Source organism: Williamwhitmania sp., from assembly GCA_035529935.1.
Classification (GTDB): domain Bacteria; phylum Bacteroidota; class Bacteroidia; order Bacteroidales; family Williamwhitmaniaceae; genus Williamwhitmania.
In genome coordinates this window covers 10,588-27,165 of record DATKVT010000161.1, presented here as the reverse complement: position 1 = coordinate 27,165, position 16,578 = coordinate 10,588, and the positions used below count along the sequence as shown (strand labels likewise).

The following is a 16,578-nucleotide window of genomic DNA, read 5'->3' as shown; positions in this document are numbered from 1 at the left end:
TTAAAACGATAACGCAGGAGCAGGTTCAGTGGGTGGAAGAGATGCTTAACAGTCGGCCTAGAAAAAGGCTAGGGTTTATCGCTCCCACTGTAATATACAATCAGTTAACCCAAGTTGCATTTGTGAGTTGAATCTTGCTTTTAAATATCTTTCTTCCATTAGCTACGATTAAATATAGATACTCGTTGACTATCATTTTTATTAATTATTCCATAAACGGTGCTCGGAATACCGATTATTAAAATCAGTCCAAATGCGCCATAAAGTCCAGTCTGCCAAATATAATCCCATAATAATATTAATGCAATCGGAGTCCCGATAATAAAAATCATCGATGCAATTATAAGTGCAATCTTACTTTTCTTTGCTCTCAAATCGTCAATATAATATTTTTTAGTCGTATTGCAGTTTTTACAATCTAACTCAATTTTGTTACCATGAATCATTTTTAAATCAACTCTGTCAGATGACCAAGTCCAGAATGAAATATCATTATTGCAATCAGAACATTTTATGTATAGTCTCATTTTATCTAATGGTTATCTGTTTAGCAGTCTGCCCAAATGCCCTACAACTCGTTTATATATACGGAAAGGCTATATATACACGCCCATATTGGTATGTATTGTGCGGTTTTAACCGTATAATTCGCAAATCTATTATTAATTTATAGACCGTCTACGATGACTTAATATTTTTTTAGGCTTTGGTTACCTCGATGGTGTAAATTTCTGTGGTCTTGTGTAGACATTTTTTAGGACGTGACACTAGTTTCTAGGTTGCCTTCGGCGAACTCCCTTCGGTCGGTTCTGGTTCCTGATTCCTGATTCCCAGCAGCACAGAGTTTCACGGCGTTTTCGCAGGGCTACACGGAGGAGTTTAGGCTGTATATGGCAGCCGCCACACAACTTTGATCTTCGGACTTCCTTCTCCGGTCTTTTTTGTAACCTGTCACCTTTCCGTCACTCGTCACCTCTTCCCAAAGAACTCCTTTACCTTGCTTCTATACTCCGCCCTGTTTACAATATAGGATTTGGCGTGGTTGGCGCCGGGTGAGAGGTAGAGCATTTTAGGGGCGGGTTTCTTGGCGTAGAGCGCCTCGCTCATGGTGGTGGGCACGTAGGTGTCGGCATCGCCATGGATAAAGAGAACTGGCACCTTAACGTTTTGTATGTAGGCAATGGGGCTTACATCGCCAAACCAAAAGCCGTAGAGTAACCGCGACCAGAGACTGGCCATATCCACAAAACCAAGGTTGGGCAGGTGATATTCGGCCTTGAGCCGGTAGGCAAACTCGGCCTTAAGGTCGGAGTAGGGACAGTCGGCAATGTAGAACGATACATGTGGTAGGGAATCGGGCAGGTTGGCGTTTATCATGCCGGCGTGCTGCAGCACCGTGGCTGCCCCCATCGATTCGCCGTGGGCACCAATCACTCCGCCCGGCTCCAGAACGGCGATGGTGTCCACCATCTGCTGCAGGTCGTACTTTTCGAAGTAGCCATAGGAGCAAAAGGCTCCGCCACTCTCGCCATGCGCGCGCTGGTCGTAGAGCACCACGTTAAAACCTAGGTCGAGGTAGAGATCGGCGTAGCGCATCATGAGCCACTTGTTGCAGCCAATACCGTGGCAGATAACAATGGTGGTATCTACATGGTGCGGATTCTCCACCAGCAAACCTTTCAGCTGGTAGCCATAGTGGGAGTTTAGCACCAGCGGTTGCTTTACCAGCGTATCCCACCGGGCAATGTTAAAGGTGGAGTCGTGGCGCTGCGTCTCCAGTGAGGAGTAGAAGGTGCGGGTGTTAAACTTCCCCACCGCCACGCGGGCAAAGTAGTAGCCTACGCCAAACCAGACAACCAGCACCACAAGTAGTGCAATTGAAATCCCTCGGAGAATATGACCTTTTCGCAATGCCATCGATGTAGGAGTAATGGTTTAACGGTTACGAAAATAGCGAATATTGGAGAAATTACTTCGCTCCGAACAAAATCTGGTTACGAGAGTGCAAAAAAAAGCAGACCCGAAGGTCTGCCCAAACAAACAAATAAACCTAATTGAAGCACCTAATTTGCAATTTTTTTATAACCCTTTACTCCATAGAATAGGATGTAGAGGTATCCTAGCATGGGCAGCACAAAGGCGTGGTGAACGCCAAAACGGTCGGCCAACATGCCCATTATGAATGGAAGAACGGCACCACCCACAATAGCCATGCAGAGAATTCCTGAGGCCTGGCTGGTATGCGGTCCCAAATCGTCGATAGCCAAGGTAAATATGGTTGGGAACATTATGGAGTTGAAGAGTCCTACGGCAATAATGGGCCACATGGCAAAGTGCCCGGTGGTGGAGACAGTTACCAGCACCAGCAGCGAAGCAGCACCGGCAAGAATGGCCAGCGTTCTGTTGGGCCTATTCTTTCCAATAAAGAAACCTACAAGGTTAACGGCTACAAATATGAGGAACAGCGAGGCAAGGTGCAAATCCTTGGTAAGGAAATAGGCTAATCCAAACGAACCTACGAGTATGCCACCGTATAGGCCATAGCGGTTTTCAGGTTTTGAAAAGTGCGTTAACGAAATGGCTCCAAAGAACCGACCAATCATGGCACCACCCCAGTAGAGTGCCACATACTTGGAAGCATCGGCCTCGTGCAAGCCGCCTATCTCGGGTAAACCAAAGAAGTTGATAAGGAAGCTACCAATGGAAACCTCGGTGCCCACATATACAAATATGGCAATGGCACCCAAAACCAAGTGACGGTATTGCCAAGCGCTACCCGTAGCAATGGCACTTTCGCCTCCAGCCTTAATCTCAGGTAGCTTGGCCAAAGCAAACACCGCAGCAATGGCAAGCAGCACCACGGCTATTCCAATATATGGTAGCTGCACGGCACCTGCCTTTTCTGCCGCACCTGTTGCTGAACCCGACAGTATAAGAATGCCACCGAAAACGGGGGCAATGGTTGTGCCGAGTGAGTTAAAAGCCTGCGTCATATTCAACCGTCCCGAAGCAGACTCAGGAGGGCCTAAAATGGCTACGTATGGGTTGGCAGCCACCTGAAGTATGGTAATCCCTGTGGCCAATACAAAAAGGCTACCTAAAAACAGTCCATAGCTGATAACAACTGAGGCAGGATAGAATCCCAGTGCACCAACAGCGGTAACCACTAGCCCAAGAACAATTCCCTGCTTATATCCGATGCGGCCAATCACAAATCCTGCCGGCATCGACATCAAAGCGTAGGCACCAAAAAACGTCAGCTGAATTAGCATAGTTTTGGTGTAGTTGAGCTCGAACAGCGCCTTTAAATGGGGAATAAGAATGTCGTTGAGGCAGGTTATAAAGCCCCACATGAAAAAGAGTGTGGTTAGCAAGTATAATGGCCCACGGTAGTTGGTAACGGTTCCACTAACTTTCACACTGGAGGTGTTTACAGGTGTTGATGCCATAGGTTAAACTGTTTTATATTTTACTTTGACTTTAAGCCGGTGGCCCAAAGGTAAACAGTTAACTCAATGTAAAAAGCGGTGATGTAGCAAAAAAGAAAGGGGAAGAAGTGATGTAGAACTGTTGTAGTACCACATTTTCACTCTTCCCCACCCTCTTTCAATCAATAAACCAACTTAACAATCAACCTAATAAACTAAACCATTCACCTACCTATAAAAAAAACCTATGAAATTATTCTTTTCAAACTGAGCCGCACTTTTTTTTGAATTCAAGTCTCAACAAGCCCAATTGGCAAAATTTTTTGTTGCAGTAAGGCTAAACCTGGTCACTTTTCGACTCGGCAATTCACCAAAACCCACTTTTTGTTTTCAGAAAATGTATCAAAAACATCGATACAAACTTTAACTAAAAAATCGGTTGAGATGGAATTAATTTGCGCTACAAAAATATGCACAATTTAAACGACTTCAAAGCATTACAAGGTGTCCGGCAGCCAAGATGGGGAGCGCAATCGATTTAATTGAGGAGAAAAAAATAAAAAAAAATTTAAAGACCGGCTGATAACCGGTCTTTTCCATGAGCTACTGCTCGAGATCTTTCATGCTTAGCTGTATTCGCTTTCGGGGAAGGTCAACTTCAATAACCTTTACCTTTACGTGCTGGTGAAGCTTCACCACGTCGGATGGATTGCTAATGTAGCGATTGGCCAGCTGCGATATGTGCACGAGGCCATCCTGCTTCACTCCCACATCCACAAAGGCACCAAAGTTGGTAATGTTGGTAACAATGCCCGGTAGCTCCATGCCCACGTACAGGTCCTCCATTTTGAAGATACCCTCGGCAAACTCAAACACCTTGGCAGCAGTTCGGGGGTCACGACCCGGTTTAGCCAACTCATTCACAATATCCTGCAGGGTAGGCAGTCCCACCTCGGCGGTAACATATTTTTTAATATCTATCCTCTTGCGAAGCGCCTCATTGGCAAGCAAGTCGGCCACGCTGCACTGCAGGTCGGCAGCCATCCTCTCCACAATATGGTAACTCTCGGGGTGAACGGCGCTATTGTCGAGCGGATTTTTCGCCTCCGGAATGCGTAAGAATCCAGCGCACTGCTCATACGCCTTGGCTCCCAAGCGGGGAACTTTGAGCAGTTCCTTGCGAGAGCCAAATGGCCCCTGCTCCTTTCGGTAGTCCACAATATTTTGGGCAAGCTGCGGTCCAAGACCCGAAACGTAGGTAAGCAGGTGCTTGCTGGCCGTGTTGAGGTTAACCCCAACCATGTTTACGCTACTCTCCACCACCATATCGAGGCTCTGCTTGAGCTTTGGCTGATCAACATCGTGCTGATACTGCCCCACACCAATGGATTTTGGATCAATTTTCACCAGCTCTGCGAGGGGGTCCATGAGCCTGCGCCCAATGGATATGGCCCCACGAACGGTAACGTCATACTCGGGAAATTCCTCCCTAGCCACTGGGCTAGCCGAATAGATGGAGGCACCATCTTCGCTAACCACAAACACCTGTAGCTCCCGGGGAAACCTTATCTTCTTTACAAAATGCTCCGTTTCGCGGCTGGCGGTACCATTCCCTATGGCAATGGCATCAACGCGGTAGGCATCCACCAGCGACTCCACCTTTTTCATGGCAAGACCCGATTCGCTCTGTGGCGGGTGAGGGTATATGGTTTCGTTATGCAACATATTTCCTTGAGCATCGAGGCACACCACCTTGCAGCCGGTGCGGTATCCTGGGTCGATGGCCAGAATGCGCTTCTGTCCCAGCGGTGAGGCCAACAGTAGCTGCCGAAGGTTATCGGCAAATACGCGAATGGCCTCCTCGTCGGCCTTCTCCTTCGAAAGACCCATAAACTCCGTCTCCATGGAGGGGCCAAGAAGCCGCTTGAAGCAATCTTCCACAGCGAGACCAACCTGCTCGCTAGTGCTACCCTTCCCGGTCACAAATAGCCTAAATAGCTCCTCATTGGCTGTTTCACCATCCACGTCGATGGAGATTTTCAGGAAGCCCTCCTCCTGCCCCCTGCGCATGGCAAGCAGCCGGTGTGAAGGACAACGCCGAAGCGGTTCCGAAAAATCGAAGTAATCCTTATACTTGGCACCATCCTCTTCCTTCCCCTTCACCATTTTTGAGGAGACAACGGCATCGCGGCTAAATATTCTGCGCATCGACCCGCGGGCCTTTGCGCTCTCGTTCACCCACTCGGCAATGATATCGCGTGCACCCTGCAGCGCCTCCTCCACATCGGGCACCTCGTCGTTGAGGTAGCTAAGCGCCTTTTCTGCTGGGTCAACCCTATCCTGCCGCATAATGAGGGTGGCAAGTGGCTCTAGCCCTTTTTCGCGAGCAATTATAGCACGCGTTCTGCGCTTTGGCTTGTATGGTAGGTATAAATCTTCGAGAACGCCAATATCATAGCTGGCTGTGATTTTTGCTTTCAGATCATCGGTAAGCTTGCCCTGCTCCTCAATGGTTTTGAGAATGGATTCTCGCCGCTTTTCCAACTCCACAAACTTTGCATGCTGCTCCTTAATGCCTGCAACCTGCACCTCATCGAGGGTGCCAGTGCGCTCCTTGCGGTAGCGGCTGATGAACGGAACCGTTGCACCCTCCAAAAATAGGCCGATGGTATTTTCCACCTGCCAATCCTTAACATTTAATTCCTGAGCGATGAGCTCAACATGCTTACGAATAATCTCTTCTGCCATTATGAAACTATTTTTGGTCGACAAATGTCGGATATCAAAGGTAAGAAAAAATGGGGTAAACTCCTTCGCACCTACGAGAAGATTGGAGAGGGAGGAGTGATAGGAAATTTCTTGTTTGCCTTCGGCGAGCTCCCTTCGGTCAGTTCTAGTTTCTAGTTTCTAGTTCCTAGTTTCTTCAGTCTATACTTTCACCGAACACCTTCAACTATCAGAAAAGATTTAAAAACGAAACAATGACATAGCTGCCTATTAGGAGGCTCTTAGCTCGCGCATCAACGATTCCACGCTCATCATCTTTACCGGTGAGGAATCGGGTTTAGATAGTATAAATTCGGTAGGTATACCGGGCTTTATCTCGATGCAAATGGGAAGGTTGTGCTGAGCAGAAGGGATAAAACCATTTCGGTAAAGGGCGTTGGCAACCCAGTGGCGAATAATGCCCTCGCCGATGAGCTCTACCTCACAGCAGGCGGTATTCTCAGCCCGAAAGGTTCCACTCAAGTCATCAAAAACAATCCCATCGCGACCAAAAAACTTCATAATTTCACCGTGCAGCAGGAGATCTTCCGGTGAACCACACTCCACCTGCTTGTCGCCATCGATGAGCCAAATGGTATCGGAAAAGCGCAACGCCTGCTCCAAATCGTGGGTCGAGAGCAGGATGGCCTTATGGCGTTCAGTAGCTAACCTGTGCAGTAGCTGCATCATCTCAATTCGGCTAGGTAGGTCGAGAAAAGCGGTAGGCTCGTCGAGCACAATTATGGGGGTTTCCTGTGCCAACGCCTTGGCCACCATCGCCTTTTGGCGCTCACCATCGCTCAACTCGCTCAGCAACTTCCCGGCAAAATGCCCTATACCCACTGCTACCAGCGATTCCCAAACTATGCGTCTATCGTGGGCAGAGAGTCGACCAAAAAAACCGGTATAGGGGTAACGACCCGTCGACACCAGCTCGGATACCGTTAAGCTAACCTGCGAAAGATTTTCGGTGAGCACCACAGCAATTTGCTTAGAGAGTTCTTTCTCCGAATGACTCCTGATTGGTCGAGATTGAACAAAGACCTCCCCACCCAACGGTTTTGTAAACCCAGCAAGGCTACGAATGAGCGTCGACTTACCGGCACCATTCTGACCCATAAGCGACGTAAGTTCGCCGGCATGTAGCTGCAAGTTCAAATTGCTCTGCACCACCGAATCCTCGCTACCCTTGCGGCTGTAACCAACTGTTAGATCCTTCGCCGTTAAAACAATCTCCATGCTCATCCCTCCTAAAAAGATATCCGATGACGACGCTTATCGAGCACAACCCAAATAACAATAGGCGCTCCCATAAAAGAGGTTACCGCATTTATCGGCAACGCACCATCGAGCCCCGGAAGCCGCGACAGCAAATTGCAGAGCAACGAAATTGCCATCCCCGACAGTAGCGTAACCGGCAAAAGCGCTGAATGTTCGTTCTTCCCCACCAACAGGCGAGCAATCTGTGGCACAGCAACGCCCAAAAAGGCAATTGGACCACAGAAAGCGGTAATGGCAGCAGTAATTAATCCCGCACTAAGGATAACAGCAAGCCGAGCCCTTTTTACATTTAACCCAAGATTGCTGGCGTAGTTGTCGCCCAGCAGCAGCATGTTGAGCCACTTGGGCATGGCCATGGCAAATCCAACACCCACAATTACCAGGGTGGCGAATAGCGGCATCTGTTCCCATCCCACACCCGAAAAAGAGCCAAGTCCCCAAAGGGTGAAGGAGTGTACGTTTTCACTTGTAGCATAAAAGTTGAGCACCCCAACCAGCGATGAGGTGATGTAGCCCAGCATAAGCCCAAGGATGAGCAGCATGGCATTATCGTGCAGTCGCGATGCGAAATAGGTGATAAGCAGCAGAACCAGAAATGCGCCAATAAAGGCGGCAACAACCGAAATGGCATAGAGCGAAAAACCGAGCAACCCACCTACACCAGCCATGAGCATTACTGCTGCCACTCCTAGGCTGGCACCTGAGCTAATACCCAACACCGAAGGACCGGCCAGCGGATTTCGAAAAAGGGTTTGCATCAGCAGGCCTGCAATGGCAAGACCTGCCCCTGCCAGTCCTGCCGTTATGGCTTGGGGTAACCGCGATTTAATAAGAATATTGGCAAAAACCTCCGGTGTGGAATGGCTGCCAGCCAGAGCGGACAACACCCACTTCATTGGAATGGAAACGGAGCCTAGGCTTAGGTTTAGTGCAAATAGCCCAAGTATAATCAAGACCAAGAAAGTAACCGCTTTTCCACGTTTCATACCAATCAGTTTTTAAGCATGGAATAGTAGGCCGGCTGGTAGTTCGGCAGCAGCTCTGGGTGGAATGCCTTGATAAAATCGGCCAGCAACCTATCGGGCTGGAGCATACCCTCGTCGTAGTAGGTGGACTTGTAGGTATTGCAGAACACTATTCTACCGTTCTTGAAGGCATCAAAATCGGCATAGGGAGCATACTCGTCCTTCAAAATGGAGTAGCTATATTGACCGGGGTAATTTTCGAGCATCACCCAAAAGTCAGCATTGGCAGCCTTTTTATACACCGTTTCAAAGTCGAGGGGAATGGCACCCTGCTCATGTTTGTAGGCAAAGAGGTAGCGTGCACCAGCATCGGCTAAGAGCTTTGCCATGTAGCTATTTCCTGGCGAAACGTACCAAATTCCCTGATAGGGCTTCCCCGAAAAAACTGTTGGCTTGGTTTTAGCGGATTGGCCAACCCTTGCGAGCTTTTGGTAACAACTGACCAATGAATCAAAGTAGAAGTTGGCGCGTTCCTCTTTACCAAAGAAGAGTGCCATAAACTTAACCCATTCAGCACGTCCCAATGGATGCTCCTCCATATATGCCGACACCATTGCCAATGGAATGCCCGATGCCATTACCGCTGCATATTTATTATCCTTAAAGGGTGAGACAAAGAAGATATTTGGGTTTACTCTGATGAGCTGCTCCCTATTAATCTCCATGGACTGACCTAAGTCAACCACCTTCCCTGCCCCAAGGCGCGAAAGGAGGTAACTATTATTGATATAGTTTGGTTCGGCAACGCCAACGATGGAATCGAGCAGGCCAAGCTGCTGTGCATAGCACACGTCGGTAGAGGAGGCACAGGCCATGGACGAAACAGGAACCCTAATAATTTGGCCATCAACCTTGTGTGGTAAAATACCACCCTGCTTTGGCACAAGATAAAATCGTTGGAGAAGTATGGCGGTATCCCACGGATTCACCACGTCTAACTGGGTGTAACCGTTGGCTTTAAAAACTTTAAACAACTTAGCATACCGTAAGGGGACCTCAACGAGTCCTTTGGAACCATTAGACTGGCTACTCCTGTTGCAAGAGGAGAGTGAAAACGTTGCTAGAGCAACAACAAGCAAAAACAATAACTTTTTCATGATACACTTTTGTTCCCGAAAGCATTATTGCATTGGCAGGTCTTCTGGCTCGCCGTACCGTTGGAGCCTTCCCATCAGCCTTTTGGCAAACAGTGGCACTTTCCAACGATTGGTTACACGACTTACAGCTGCGGGTACAGCTCCCGATTCTAACGGGATTCCCTAACTCCTTTTCAGGAACCAATGCTTATGCAAAGAAACGCTTTTTCTGTGACTTGAAAAATGTTTTATTGAGCAGGAAATAGCCCCGGGAAAGCGGATTAAATTCTGGTGGTGGATCAGCACAAGATTGACTCGGCTTCAAGTAATGATAATTAAATGGCACTTCATTAGCAGATAGCCTAGAAGAGTAAATTGGGTAATTTCAACATTAAGCATCAAGTTTTCAACCACACATAATTTTAATCAGGATTAATGGCAAAAGAAATTTCACCCTGACACACACCTCATTTCGAGAACAAAAGCAAATTTTCCCAGTCGATTACAATCCAAATTTCATTCAGAATCGCGTTCGAGACAATTGTTGCCCTACAGATACTCAACCTAACCATATTGTTAATAATCTACCTGTTAACAATCTTGATTTAAAAGAAAATTAGAAATAACCATTTACTACTTTTAGTCATTCGGTGAAATTAATTCATAAATATTACCGAGAAACCTAACTAATATTTACCCCTAATTACTGAAATCATGAAGAAAACTAGACCGATTCGAATTGCAATCTTAGCAATGATTGTTGCTGTTGGATTTAGCTCATGCTCGAAGGATAGTTCAACGCCCGATCGACAAAAAACGAGCATCACTGGCCAGATTATTAACTCACAAACAGGTGAAGGTTTGGCCAATGCAACTCTTAGTTTTTATGATGCCGCTTCAAAATCACCTGCACTTAACGATGTTCAACAAACAGCAACATCAAGCAGTGCCGTATTTGTTATTCATACCGATGCGAATGGTTTTTACAACTCTACCGAGGCCTATGTTGGCACCTTCACCTTGATAATCATTGCTGACAATTTTTACGCACAAACCATTAACAATTTTGTGATATCGTTAGATCCATTGGAAAATGAATTTGATCCTATTACGGTTGTGCAAGAATTAGGCACTGGCGATGGTGTTTTGCGTATAGTGCTAACCTGGGGGCTTTCACCCGACGACCTTGACTCTCACCTAACTGGTCCAATATCGGGATCTTCGAGCCGTTTTCACATGTATTATGGTGACAGCGACCCTATTAGTTCAAACGTTAATTTGGACGTGGATGATGTGACCTCCTACGGACCAGAAACAACCACCATTTTAAGCTACACCGATGGTGTTTATCGGTATTCTGTGCATAACTATTCCAATTCAGACATTACAGGAGCATTGGAAATTTACCAATCACCAACAACGGTTAGAGTCTTTAATAATACTGGCCTTATAAAGACATATACTGCTCCCGTAACAACCTCAACTTCGGGTGACACGTGGGTTGTATTTGAGATTAATGTTTCAAACGGAACTCCTACAATTGTTGATAAGAATGCTTACACCTTTGTTGGAAGTGATGACGTTGCCAAAAAGAAGTAGCTAACCTCCTCGAATTTAAGAAGAGAAATTGCCAACCTAATTATTGAGCTGCTCCATTAAAGGGGCAGCTTTTTTTATTATAGGAAAGGCAAGCATTTGATTAATAATCAGCCATATAACAACAGCGCCGACCATTACTGATCGGCGCTGCGCGACTTATTACACTCTATGAAACCTTATTACATAAACTTGCCGATAATCTCCTTGACCTTGGCAACCTTCTCATCCAGCATAGCTGTAGTGCGTGCCTCGGCTAAAAACCGTAGGTATGGTTCGGTGTTGGAAGGACGAATATTAAACCACCAGTCAGCAAACTCCACACGGTATCCGTCGAAGTCGAAAAAGGCGGTTGGCTTCTCCGTTTTATCAAAGTACTCCTTAACAGCGTCCATGGCTTCCTGCTTCCTATCCAACTTGAAGTTTATCTCACCGGAGTTGGCGTAGGCCTCAATGGCGGCAATGGCCTTCGAGAGAGATGTACCATCACGCTTCATCTTGCTTACCACGTTAAGCACTAGAAGACTGGCAAGCAATCCTGAATCGGAAAAGAAGAACTCCTTGAAGTAGTAATGTCCAGCCAACTCACCACCATAAACGCCGTTTAGCTCGCGAAGTTTTGGAGCAGCAAATGCACGTCCAACACGCCACATGTGCACCTTGGCACCAAAGCGTGCTAGGTATTCCGGAACGGCCTTGGATGTTCTAATATCGATAAGCACATCACCCTTGAGACCTCTCTCCTCAAAGAAGTAGTGGCCCAACAAAGCAATAATTAAATCAGGGGATATGAATCTGCCGTTCTCATCCACAAACATTACACGGTCGGCATCGCCATCGAAAATAATACCAATATCGGCCTTCTCCTTCTTCACAAGCGCCTTTAAATCGGCCACGTTCTCCTGAACAAGAGGGTTTGCCTCATGGTTAGGGAAAGTGCCATCGAGCTCATCGTAGATATAAACAGGGGCATCGCCCAGTAGGTCTTTTATTAGGAATGCGGCCATACCATTGGAGCAGTCAACGGCCATCTTAAGGTTGGAATAATCTTCCAAGTATTTCTTTAGGAAAGTGAGGTATTCCTCTCTTACGTCCATCTCGATAATTTGGCCCTTCTTCTCGCTAACCTTAACCTCACCGCTCTTCACCAACTTTTCAAGCTCGCCAAGTCCGGCATCGTAGCCTACAGGAAGAGCATTTTCGCGCGATACCTTTAACCCATTGTACTCCCTTGGGTTGTGCGATGCGGTAATTTGAACCGAAGCCTTAAACCCATAGCGAGCAGTGGAGTAGTATACCATTGGCGTAGTGGATATGCCAATGGTATGGACGTCAGCACCAGAATCAGTAATACCCTTGGTGAGGTATTCGTAGATCTCTGGAGAAGAAACCCGCACATCGCGGCCAACCAAAACTTTATTCACACCCAGTAGACCAGGCAGGAAAAAGCCCATTTTGTAAACATCATCCTTGTTAAAATCCTGGTTATAAATGCCACGGATATCATACGCATGAAATGCTCCCATACTCGTTAAGTTTTTTTTAAAAGGGGGATAAAGATAATGCTATTTGAAAAAATACCAGCAACAATGCGGCAAATATTTAAACACTGCTAGTAGCCACCTCAATGCAAGGCAGTTAAACACAAAAAAGGCGGTCTGAAAACCTTCAAACCGCCTCAATATATTCTAATAAAGAACTATTTCTGCATCTTCTTTATCCAGCTGAATGCACTGCGGAAAGCAATGGTCCAAGGTGTTACCTCGTCGCTCTTCCGTTCGGCAGGGTAGTATGGCCACTGCCATGGATAGACAGAACGCTCCAGATGGGGCATCATGGCGAGGTGCCTACCATCGGGAGAACAAATTGCTGCAGCACCCGCCGGTGAGCCATTGGGATTGGCCGGATAGCAACAACCGGAGTAGGTGATTGGTATTTCGTATTCACTTAATTCGTAAGGAAAGCTGAATTTGCCTTCTCCATGGGCAACCCAAATGCCAAGCCGTGAGCCTACCAGCTCCTTAAGCATAATGGAATTGGATTCTGAAATGTCAACATTAACAAAGCCCGACTCAAACTTATGTGAATCATTATGAAGCATTTTTGGTTTAACGGCGTGTTCTGGGTAAATTAAACCCAATTCCACCATGAGTTGGCAGCCATTGCACACGCCAAGGCTGAGTGTATCGGGACGAGCAAAAAATCCATCAAGAGCCTGCTTAGCCTTCGGATTGTAGAGAAAAGCTCCAGCCCAACCTTTTGCAGAGCCAAGCACATCGGAGTTGGAGAATCCACCAACAAAAACAATCATATTGACTTCGTCGAGAGTTTCACGCCCGCTAATGAGATCGGTCATGTGCACATCCTTCACATCGAAACCAGCCATGTATAGACTCCAGGCCATCTCCCTATCGCCATTTACACCCTTCTCCCTAATAATGGCCGCCTTAACACCACTGTTTGCGCGTCTTTTTATATCAATACCAAGATCGACACCTTTTCCAGAAAAGTCCAATGGAAATTTTGGAGCAATTGCATGAAACTTATAGGTATTGAATCGCATTTGCGCCAGCTCCTTTGAAGTTTGCTTTTGGTCGAGAAGATAGGACGTAAAATACCATTGATCACGGAGGTCATCAATATGAAGGGTAAGCGTTCGGCTATGATGGGTTATGGTAATTAACCTATTTTCGGATGGCGCGCCCAACTTCACATAGCGAACACCGAAACCCGATAGCAGCTCTTCAAATTTTGCAGCATCTGTGGCCTGCACAACCACTGAAGGCTTTTCGCTAAAGAGCAATTTCACCAAATCCTTTTCCGCAAAGCCACTCAAATCGACGTTTAGCCCAAACTCCACGTTGGCAAAACACATTTCGAGCAACGTTACAATTATGCCACCCGAGGAAACGTCGTGGCCAGCAGCAAGCAGGTTGCGCTCTACTGCCTGCTGAAGTGCAGTAAACGTATTGGCAAAATATGCCGGATTAGAAACTGTTGGTGCTGTTTCACCCAAGCTACTGAGGACCTGAGCAAGCGAACTGCCACCAAGATCAAACTCATCATCGCCCGAAAAGTCGATATAGTAAATTGGAAAGTTAACATCTTTGACCAGCACCGGCTCCACCACCTTGCGGATATCGGTTACCTCTCCCACACTGCTAATGATAACCGTTCCTGGAGAGTAAACCACCTCGCCATCGGGGTATTTCTGGGTCATCGAAAGGCTGTCCTTTCCTGTTGGAATATTCACACCCAGCGCAATGGCAAACTGGCTAGCAGCCTCCACAGCCTTGTAGAGCCGAGCATCTTCACCACTATTTTTTGCCGGCCACATCCAGTTAGCACTCAGCGAAACGCCCCTTAGTCCATCCTGTATGGGAGCCCAAACCAAGTTGGTTAAAGCCTCGGCAATGGAAAGCACGCTTCCTCTAGCGGCATCTACCATGCCCGCAATTGGTGCATGGCCAATGGAGGTAGCAATTCCTTTTACTCCTTGGTAGTCGAGCGCAACCACACCAACGTTATTGAGTGGCAGCTGCAGCTCGCCACAGCACTGCTGTTTGGCAATTTTGCCCGTTACCGAACGGTCAACCTTGTTGGTGAGCCAATCCTTGCAAGCCACGGCTTCCAGGTGTAGAACCTGCCTTAAGTAGGATTCAATATGGGCGGCATCGTATACAAGATTCTCCGGCTCAACTGCAACTGTTTTGTCGTTAAGGACCGTTGCCGGAGGATTTCCAAACATGTCGGCCAGCTGCAAATCGATGGGTTTTTCTCCAGTTTTAGAGTCAACAAATGCAAAGTGCTGATCGTTGGTAGTTTCACCCACCACGTAAAGCGGAGCACGCTCACGTTGCGCCACAGCATTCAGCAACTCAATATTTTTTTCATCGATGAGCAATCCCATGCGCTCCTGCGACTCATTACCCACAATTTCGCGAGCCGAGAGCGTTTCGTCACCCACTGGCAACTTGTCGAGGTATATTACCCCTCCGGTAGCCTCCACCAGCTCCGATAGGCAGTTGAGGTGACCACCGGCTCCATGGTCGTGGATGGACACAATGGGGTTTACATCGCTCTCCACCATTGCCCTTACCGCGTTGGAAACTCGCTTCTGCATTTCGGGGTTGGAGCGCTGCACGGCGTTCAGCTCAATTTTGTTGGAAAACTCACCGGTAGCTACCGACGATACAGCACCGCCGCCCATGCCAATGCGGTAGTTATCGCCGCCCATCACCACCAGCTTCTGCCCGACCTTTGGCGTATCTTTAATGCTATCAACCTTTTTGCCACTACCAATACCACCAGCCTGCATTATCACCTTGTCGAAGCCAAACTTCTTCTGCTTATGAATGTGCTCAAACGTAAGAAGACTTCCGCAAATAAGGGGTTGCCCAAACTTGTTTCCAAAGTCGCTGGCCCCATTTGATGCCTTAATAAGAATATCGGCAGGGGTTTGATAAAGCCAAGGGCGAGGCATAATCTTCGCCTCCCAGCTGCGGCCCTTCTCGAGACGAGGGTAAGAGGTCATGTAAACCGCCGTGCCGGCAATGGGCAAGCTGCCCTTACCTCCTGCCATCCTGTCACGAATTTCACCACCACTGCCGGTGGCTGCCCCGTTAAAGGGTTCAACGGTTGTGGGGAAATTGTGAGTCTCCGCCTTGAGGGAGATTACGCTTTTGTAATTCTTTACCTTAAAATAGTCGGGCTTATCCTGAGTGGCAGGGGCAAACTGCTCCACCTCTGGTCCCTCAACAAATGCCACATTATCCTTGTAGGCCGAAACAATTCGGTTGGGATTTTCCTTCGATGTTTTCTTTATGAGCGCAAAAAGCGAGCTGGGCTTCTCCTGCCCATCGATAATAAAAATGCCGTTGAAAATCTTGTGACGGCAGTGCTCTGAATTCACCTGGCTAAAACCAAAAACCTCGCTGTCGGAGAGCTTTCGTCCCAGCTTACGGCTGAGGGATTCCAGATACTCCACCTCCTGATCGGAAAGGGCTAGCCCCTCCTTCTTGTTATATTCGGCAATGCTCTCGATATGGTAAACCGGTTCAGGTTTCTTGCTGATTGTAAACAGGTGCTGATCCAGCCCTTTGTAGAGCAGCTGAAGCATGGGGTCGAACCGAGCATGGTCGCTCTTTACCACAAAGAACTCCTCAATGCGAGTGATACCAGCGATGCCCATGTTCTGGGTAATCTCCACCGCGTTGGTGCTCCAGGGGGTGACCATTTCAATTCGAGGGCCAACAAAAAAGCCGGGCACCATTTCTTTATTGAGGTACTCGGCTTTGTCGAAGAGCCATTGCAGCTTACTTATGTCTTGAGGCGAGGGGACAATCGTGGACTCAACCGCGAAAACAACCCCGTCATCTTTTGCAAAGAAGTTAACCATTGGGAGTT

The 16,578-nt window shown here is 47.5% G+C and carries 10 protein-coding genes and 1 riboswitch; of the genes, 1 reads left to right on the top strand and 9 read right to left on the bottom strand.

Annotated elements, in window-relative coordinates:
• Positions 1-158: 158 nt before the first annotated feature.
• From VMW01_12200 to VMW01_12170, 7 genes are all read right to left on the bottom strand, one after another.
• Entirely contained in the window at positions 159-527 is a 369-nt protein-coding gene (locus VMW01_12200) for a hypothetical protein (GenBank protein ID HUW07012.1), read from the bottom strand.
• A 442-nt stretch (positions 528-969) separates the two neighbouring features.
• Positions 970-1,917, bottom strand: a complete 948-nt coding sequence (locus VMW01_12195; GenBank protein ID HUW07011.1) for an alpha/beta hydrolase — start codon at positions 1,915-1,917, stop codon at positions 970-972.
• Between the two features lie 146 nt (positions 1,918-2,063).
• Positions 2,064-3,449 carry a sugar MFS transporter gene (locus VMW01_12190; GenBank protein HUW07010.1) on the bottom strand — a complete coding sequence of 462 codons (1,386 nt, stop codon included), beginning with the start codon at positions 3,447-3,449 and terminating at the stop codon, positions 2,064-2,066.
• 582 nt (positions 3,450-4,031) lie between these two features.
• Positions 4,032-6,176: a Tex family protein gene (locus tag VMW01_12185; GenBank protein HUW07009.1), complete on the bottom strand. Its 2,145-nt coding sequence runs from the start codon at positions 6,174-6,176 to the stop codon at positions 4,032-4,034.
• Between the two features lie 249 nt (positions 6,177-6,425).
• On the bottom strand, positions 6,426-7,433 hold the full coding sequence (locus VMW01_12180; protein ID HUW07008.1) for an ABC transporter ATP-binding protein: 1,008 nt from the start codon (positions 7,431-7,433) through the stop codon (positions 6,426-6,428).
• Between the two features lie 11 nt (positions 7,434-7,444).
• Complete coding sequence (locus VMW01_12175; GenBank protein HUW07007.1) at positions 7,445-8,461, bottom strand: iron ABC transporter permease; 1,017 nt, start codon at positions 8,459-8,461, stop codon at positions 7,445-7,447.
• A gap of 5 nt (positions 8,462-8,466) precedes the next feature.
• On the bottom strand, positions 8,467-9,597 hold the full coding sequence (locus tag VMW01_12170; protein ID HUW07006.1) for an ABC transporter substrate-binding protein: 1,131 nt from the start codon (positions 9,595-9,597) through the stop codon (positions 8,467-8,469).
• Between the two features lie 16 nt (positions 9,598-9,613).
• A riboswitch (cobalamin riboswitch) is annotated at positions 9,614-9,797 on the bottom strand.
• Positions 9,798-10,290: 493 nt separating this feature from the next.
• Between VMW01_12170 and VMW01_12165 the strand changes: the two genes are divergently transcribed.
• Positions 10,291-11,175 carry a hypothetical protein gene (locus tag VMW01_12165; GenBank protein HUW07005.1) on the top strand — a complete coding sequence of 295 codons (885 nt, stop codon included), beginning with the start codon at positions 10,291-10,293 and terminating at the stop codon, positions 11,173-11,175.
• 179 nt (positions 11,176-11,354) lie between these two features.
• Here VMW01_12165 and VMW01_12160 read toward each other — a convergent pair whose 3' ends face one another.
• Together VMW01_12160 and purL are read right to left on the bottom strand one after the other, a co-directional pair.
• On the bottom strand, positions 11,355-12,698 hold the full coding sequence (locus tag VMW01_12160) for a phosphomannomutase/phosphoglucomutase (protein HUW07004.1): 1,344 nt from the start codon (positions 12,696-12,698) through the stop codon (positions 11,355-11,357).
• Positions 12,699-12,871: 173 nt separating this feature from the next.
• A complete protein-coding gene (gene purL / locus VMW01_12155) occupies positions 12,872-16,570 on the bottom strand; it encodes a phosphoribosylformylglycinamidine synthase (protein ID HUW07003.1) in 3,699 nt (1,232 codons plus the stop codon).
• Between the last annotated feature and the right edge of the window lie 8 nt (positions 16,571-16,578).

Bases quoted from the DNA above. Each gene is read 5' to 3' on its own strand.
- VMW01_12200 (HUW07012.1), bottom strand. From the start codon at position 527: ATGAGACTATACATAAAATGTTCTGATTGCAATAATGATATTTCATTC.
- VMW01_12195 (HUW07011.1), bottom strand. From the start codon at position 1,917: ATGGCATTGCGAAAAGGTCATATTCTCCGAGGGATTTCAATTGCACTA.
- VMW01_12190 (HUW07010.1), bottom strand. From the start codon at position 3,449: ATGGCATCAACACCTGTAAACACCTCCAGTGTGAAAGTTAGTGGAACC.
- VMW01_12185 (HUW07009.1), bottom strand. From the start codon at position 6,176: ATGGCAGAAGAGATTATTCGTAAGCATGTTGAGCTCATCGCTCAGGAA.
- VMW01_12180 (HUW07008.1), bottom strand. From the start codon at position 7,433: ATGGAGATTGTTTTAACGGCGAAGGATCTAACAGTTGGTTACAGCCGC.
- VMW01_12175 (HUW07007.1), bottom strand. From the start codon at position 8,461: ATGAAACGTGGAAAAGCGGTTACTTTCTTGGTCTTGATTATACTTGGG.
- VMW01_12170 (HUW07006.1), bottom strand. From the start codon at position 9,597: ATGAAAAAGTTATTGTTTTTGCTTGTTGTTGCTCTAGCAACGTTTTCA.
- VMW01_12165 (HUW07005.1), top strand. From the start codon at position 10,291: ATGAAGAAAACTAGACCGATTCGAATTGCAATCTTAGCAATGATTGTT.
- VMW01_12160 (HUW07004.1), bottom strand. From the start codon at position 12,698: ATGGGAGCATTTCATGCGTATGATATCCGTGGCATTTATAACCAGGAT.
- purL (HUW07003.1), bottom strand. From the start codon at position 16,570: ATGGTTAACTTCTTTGCAAAAGATGACGGGGTTGTTTTCGCGGTTGAG.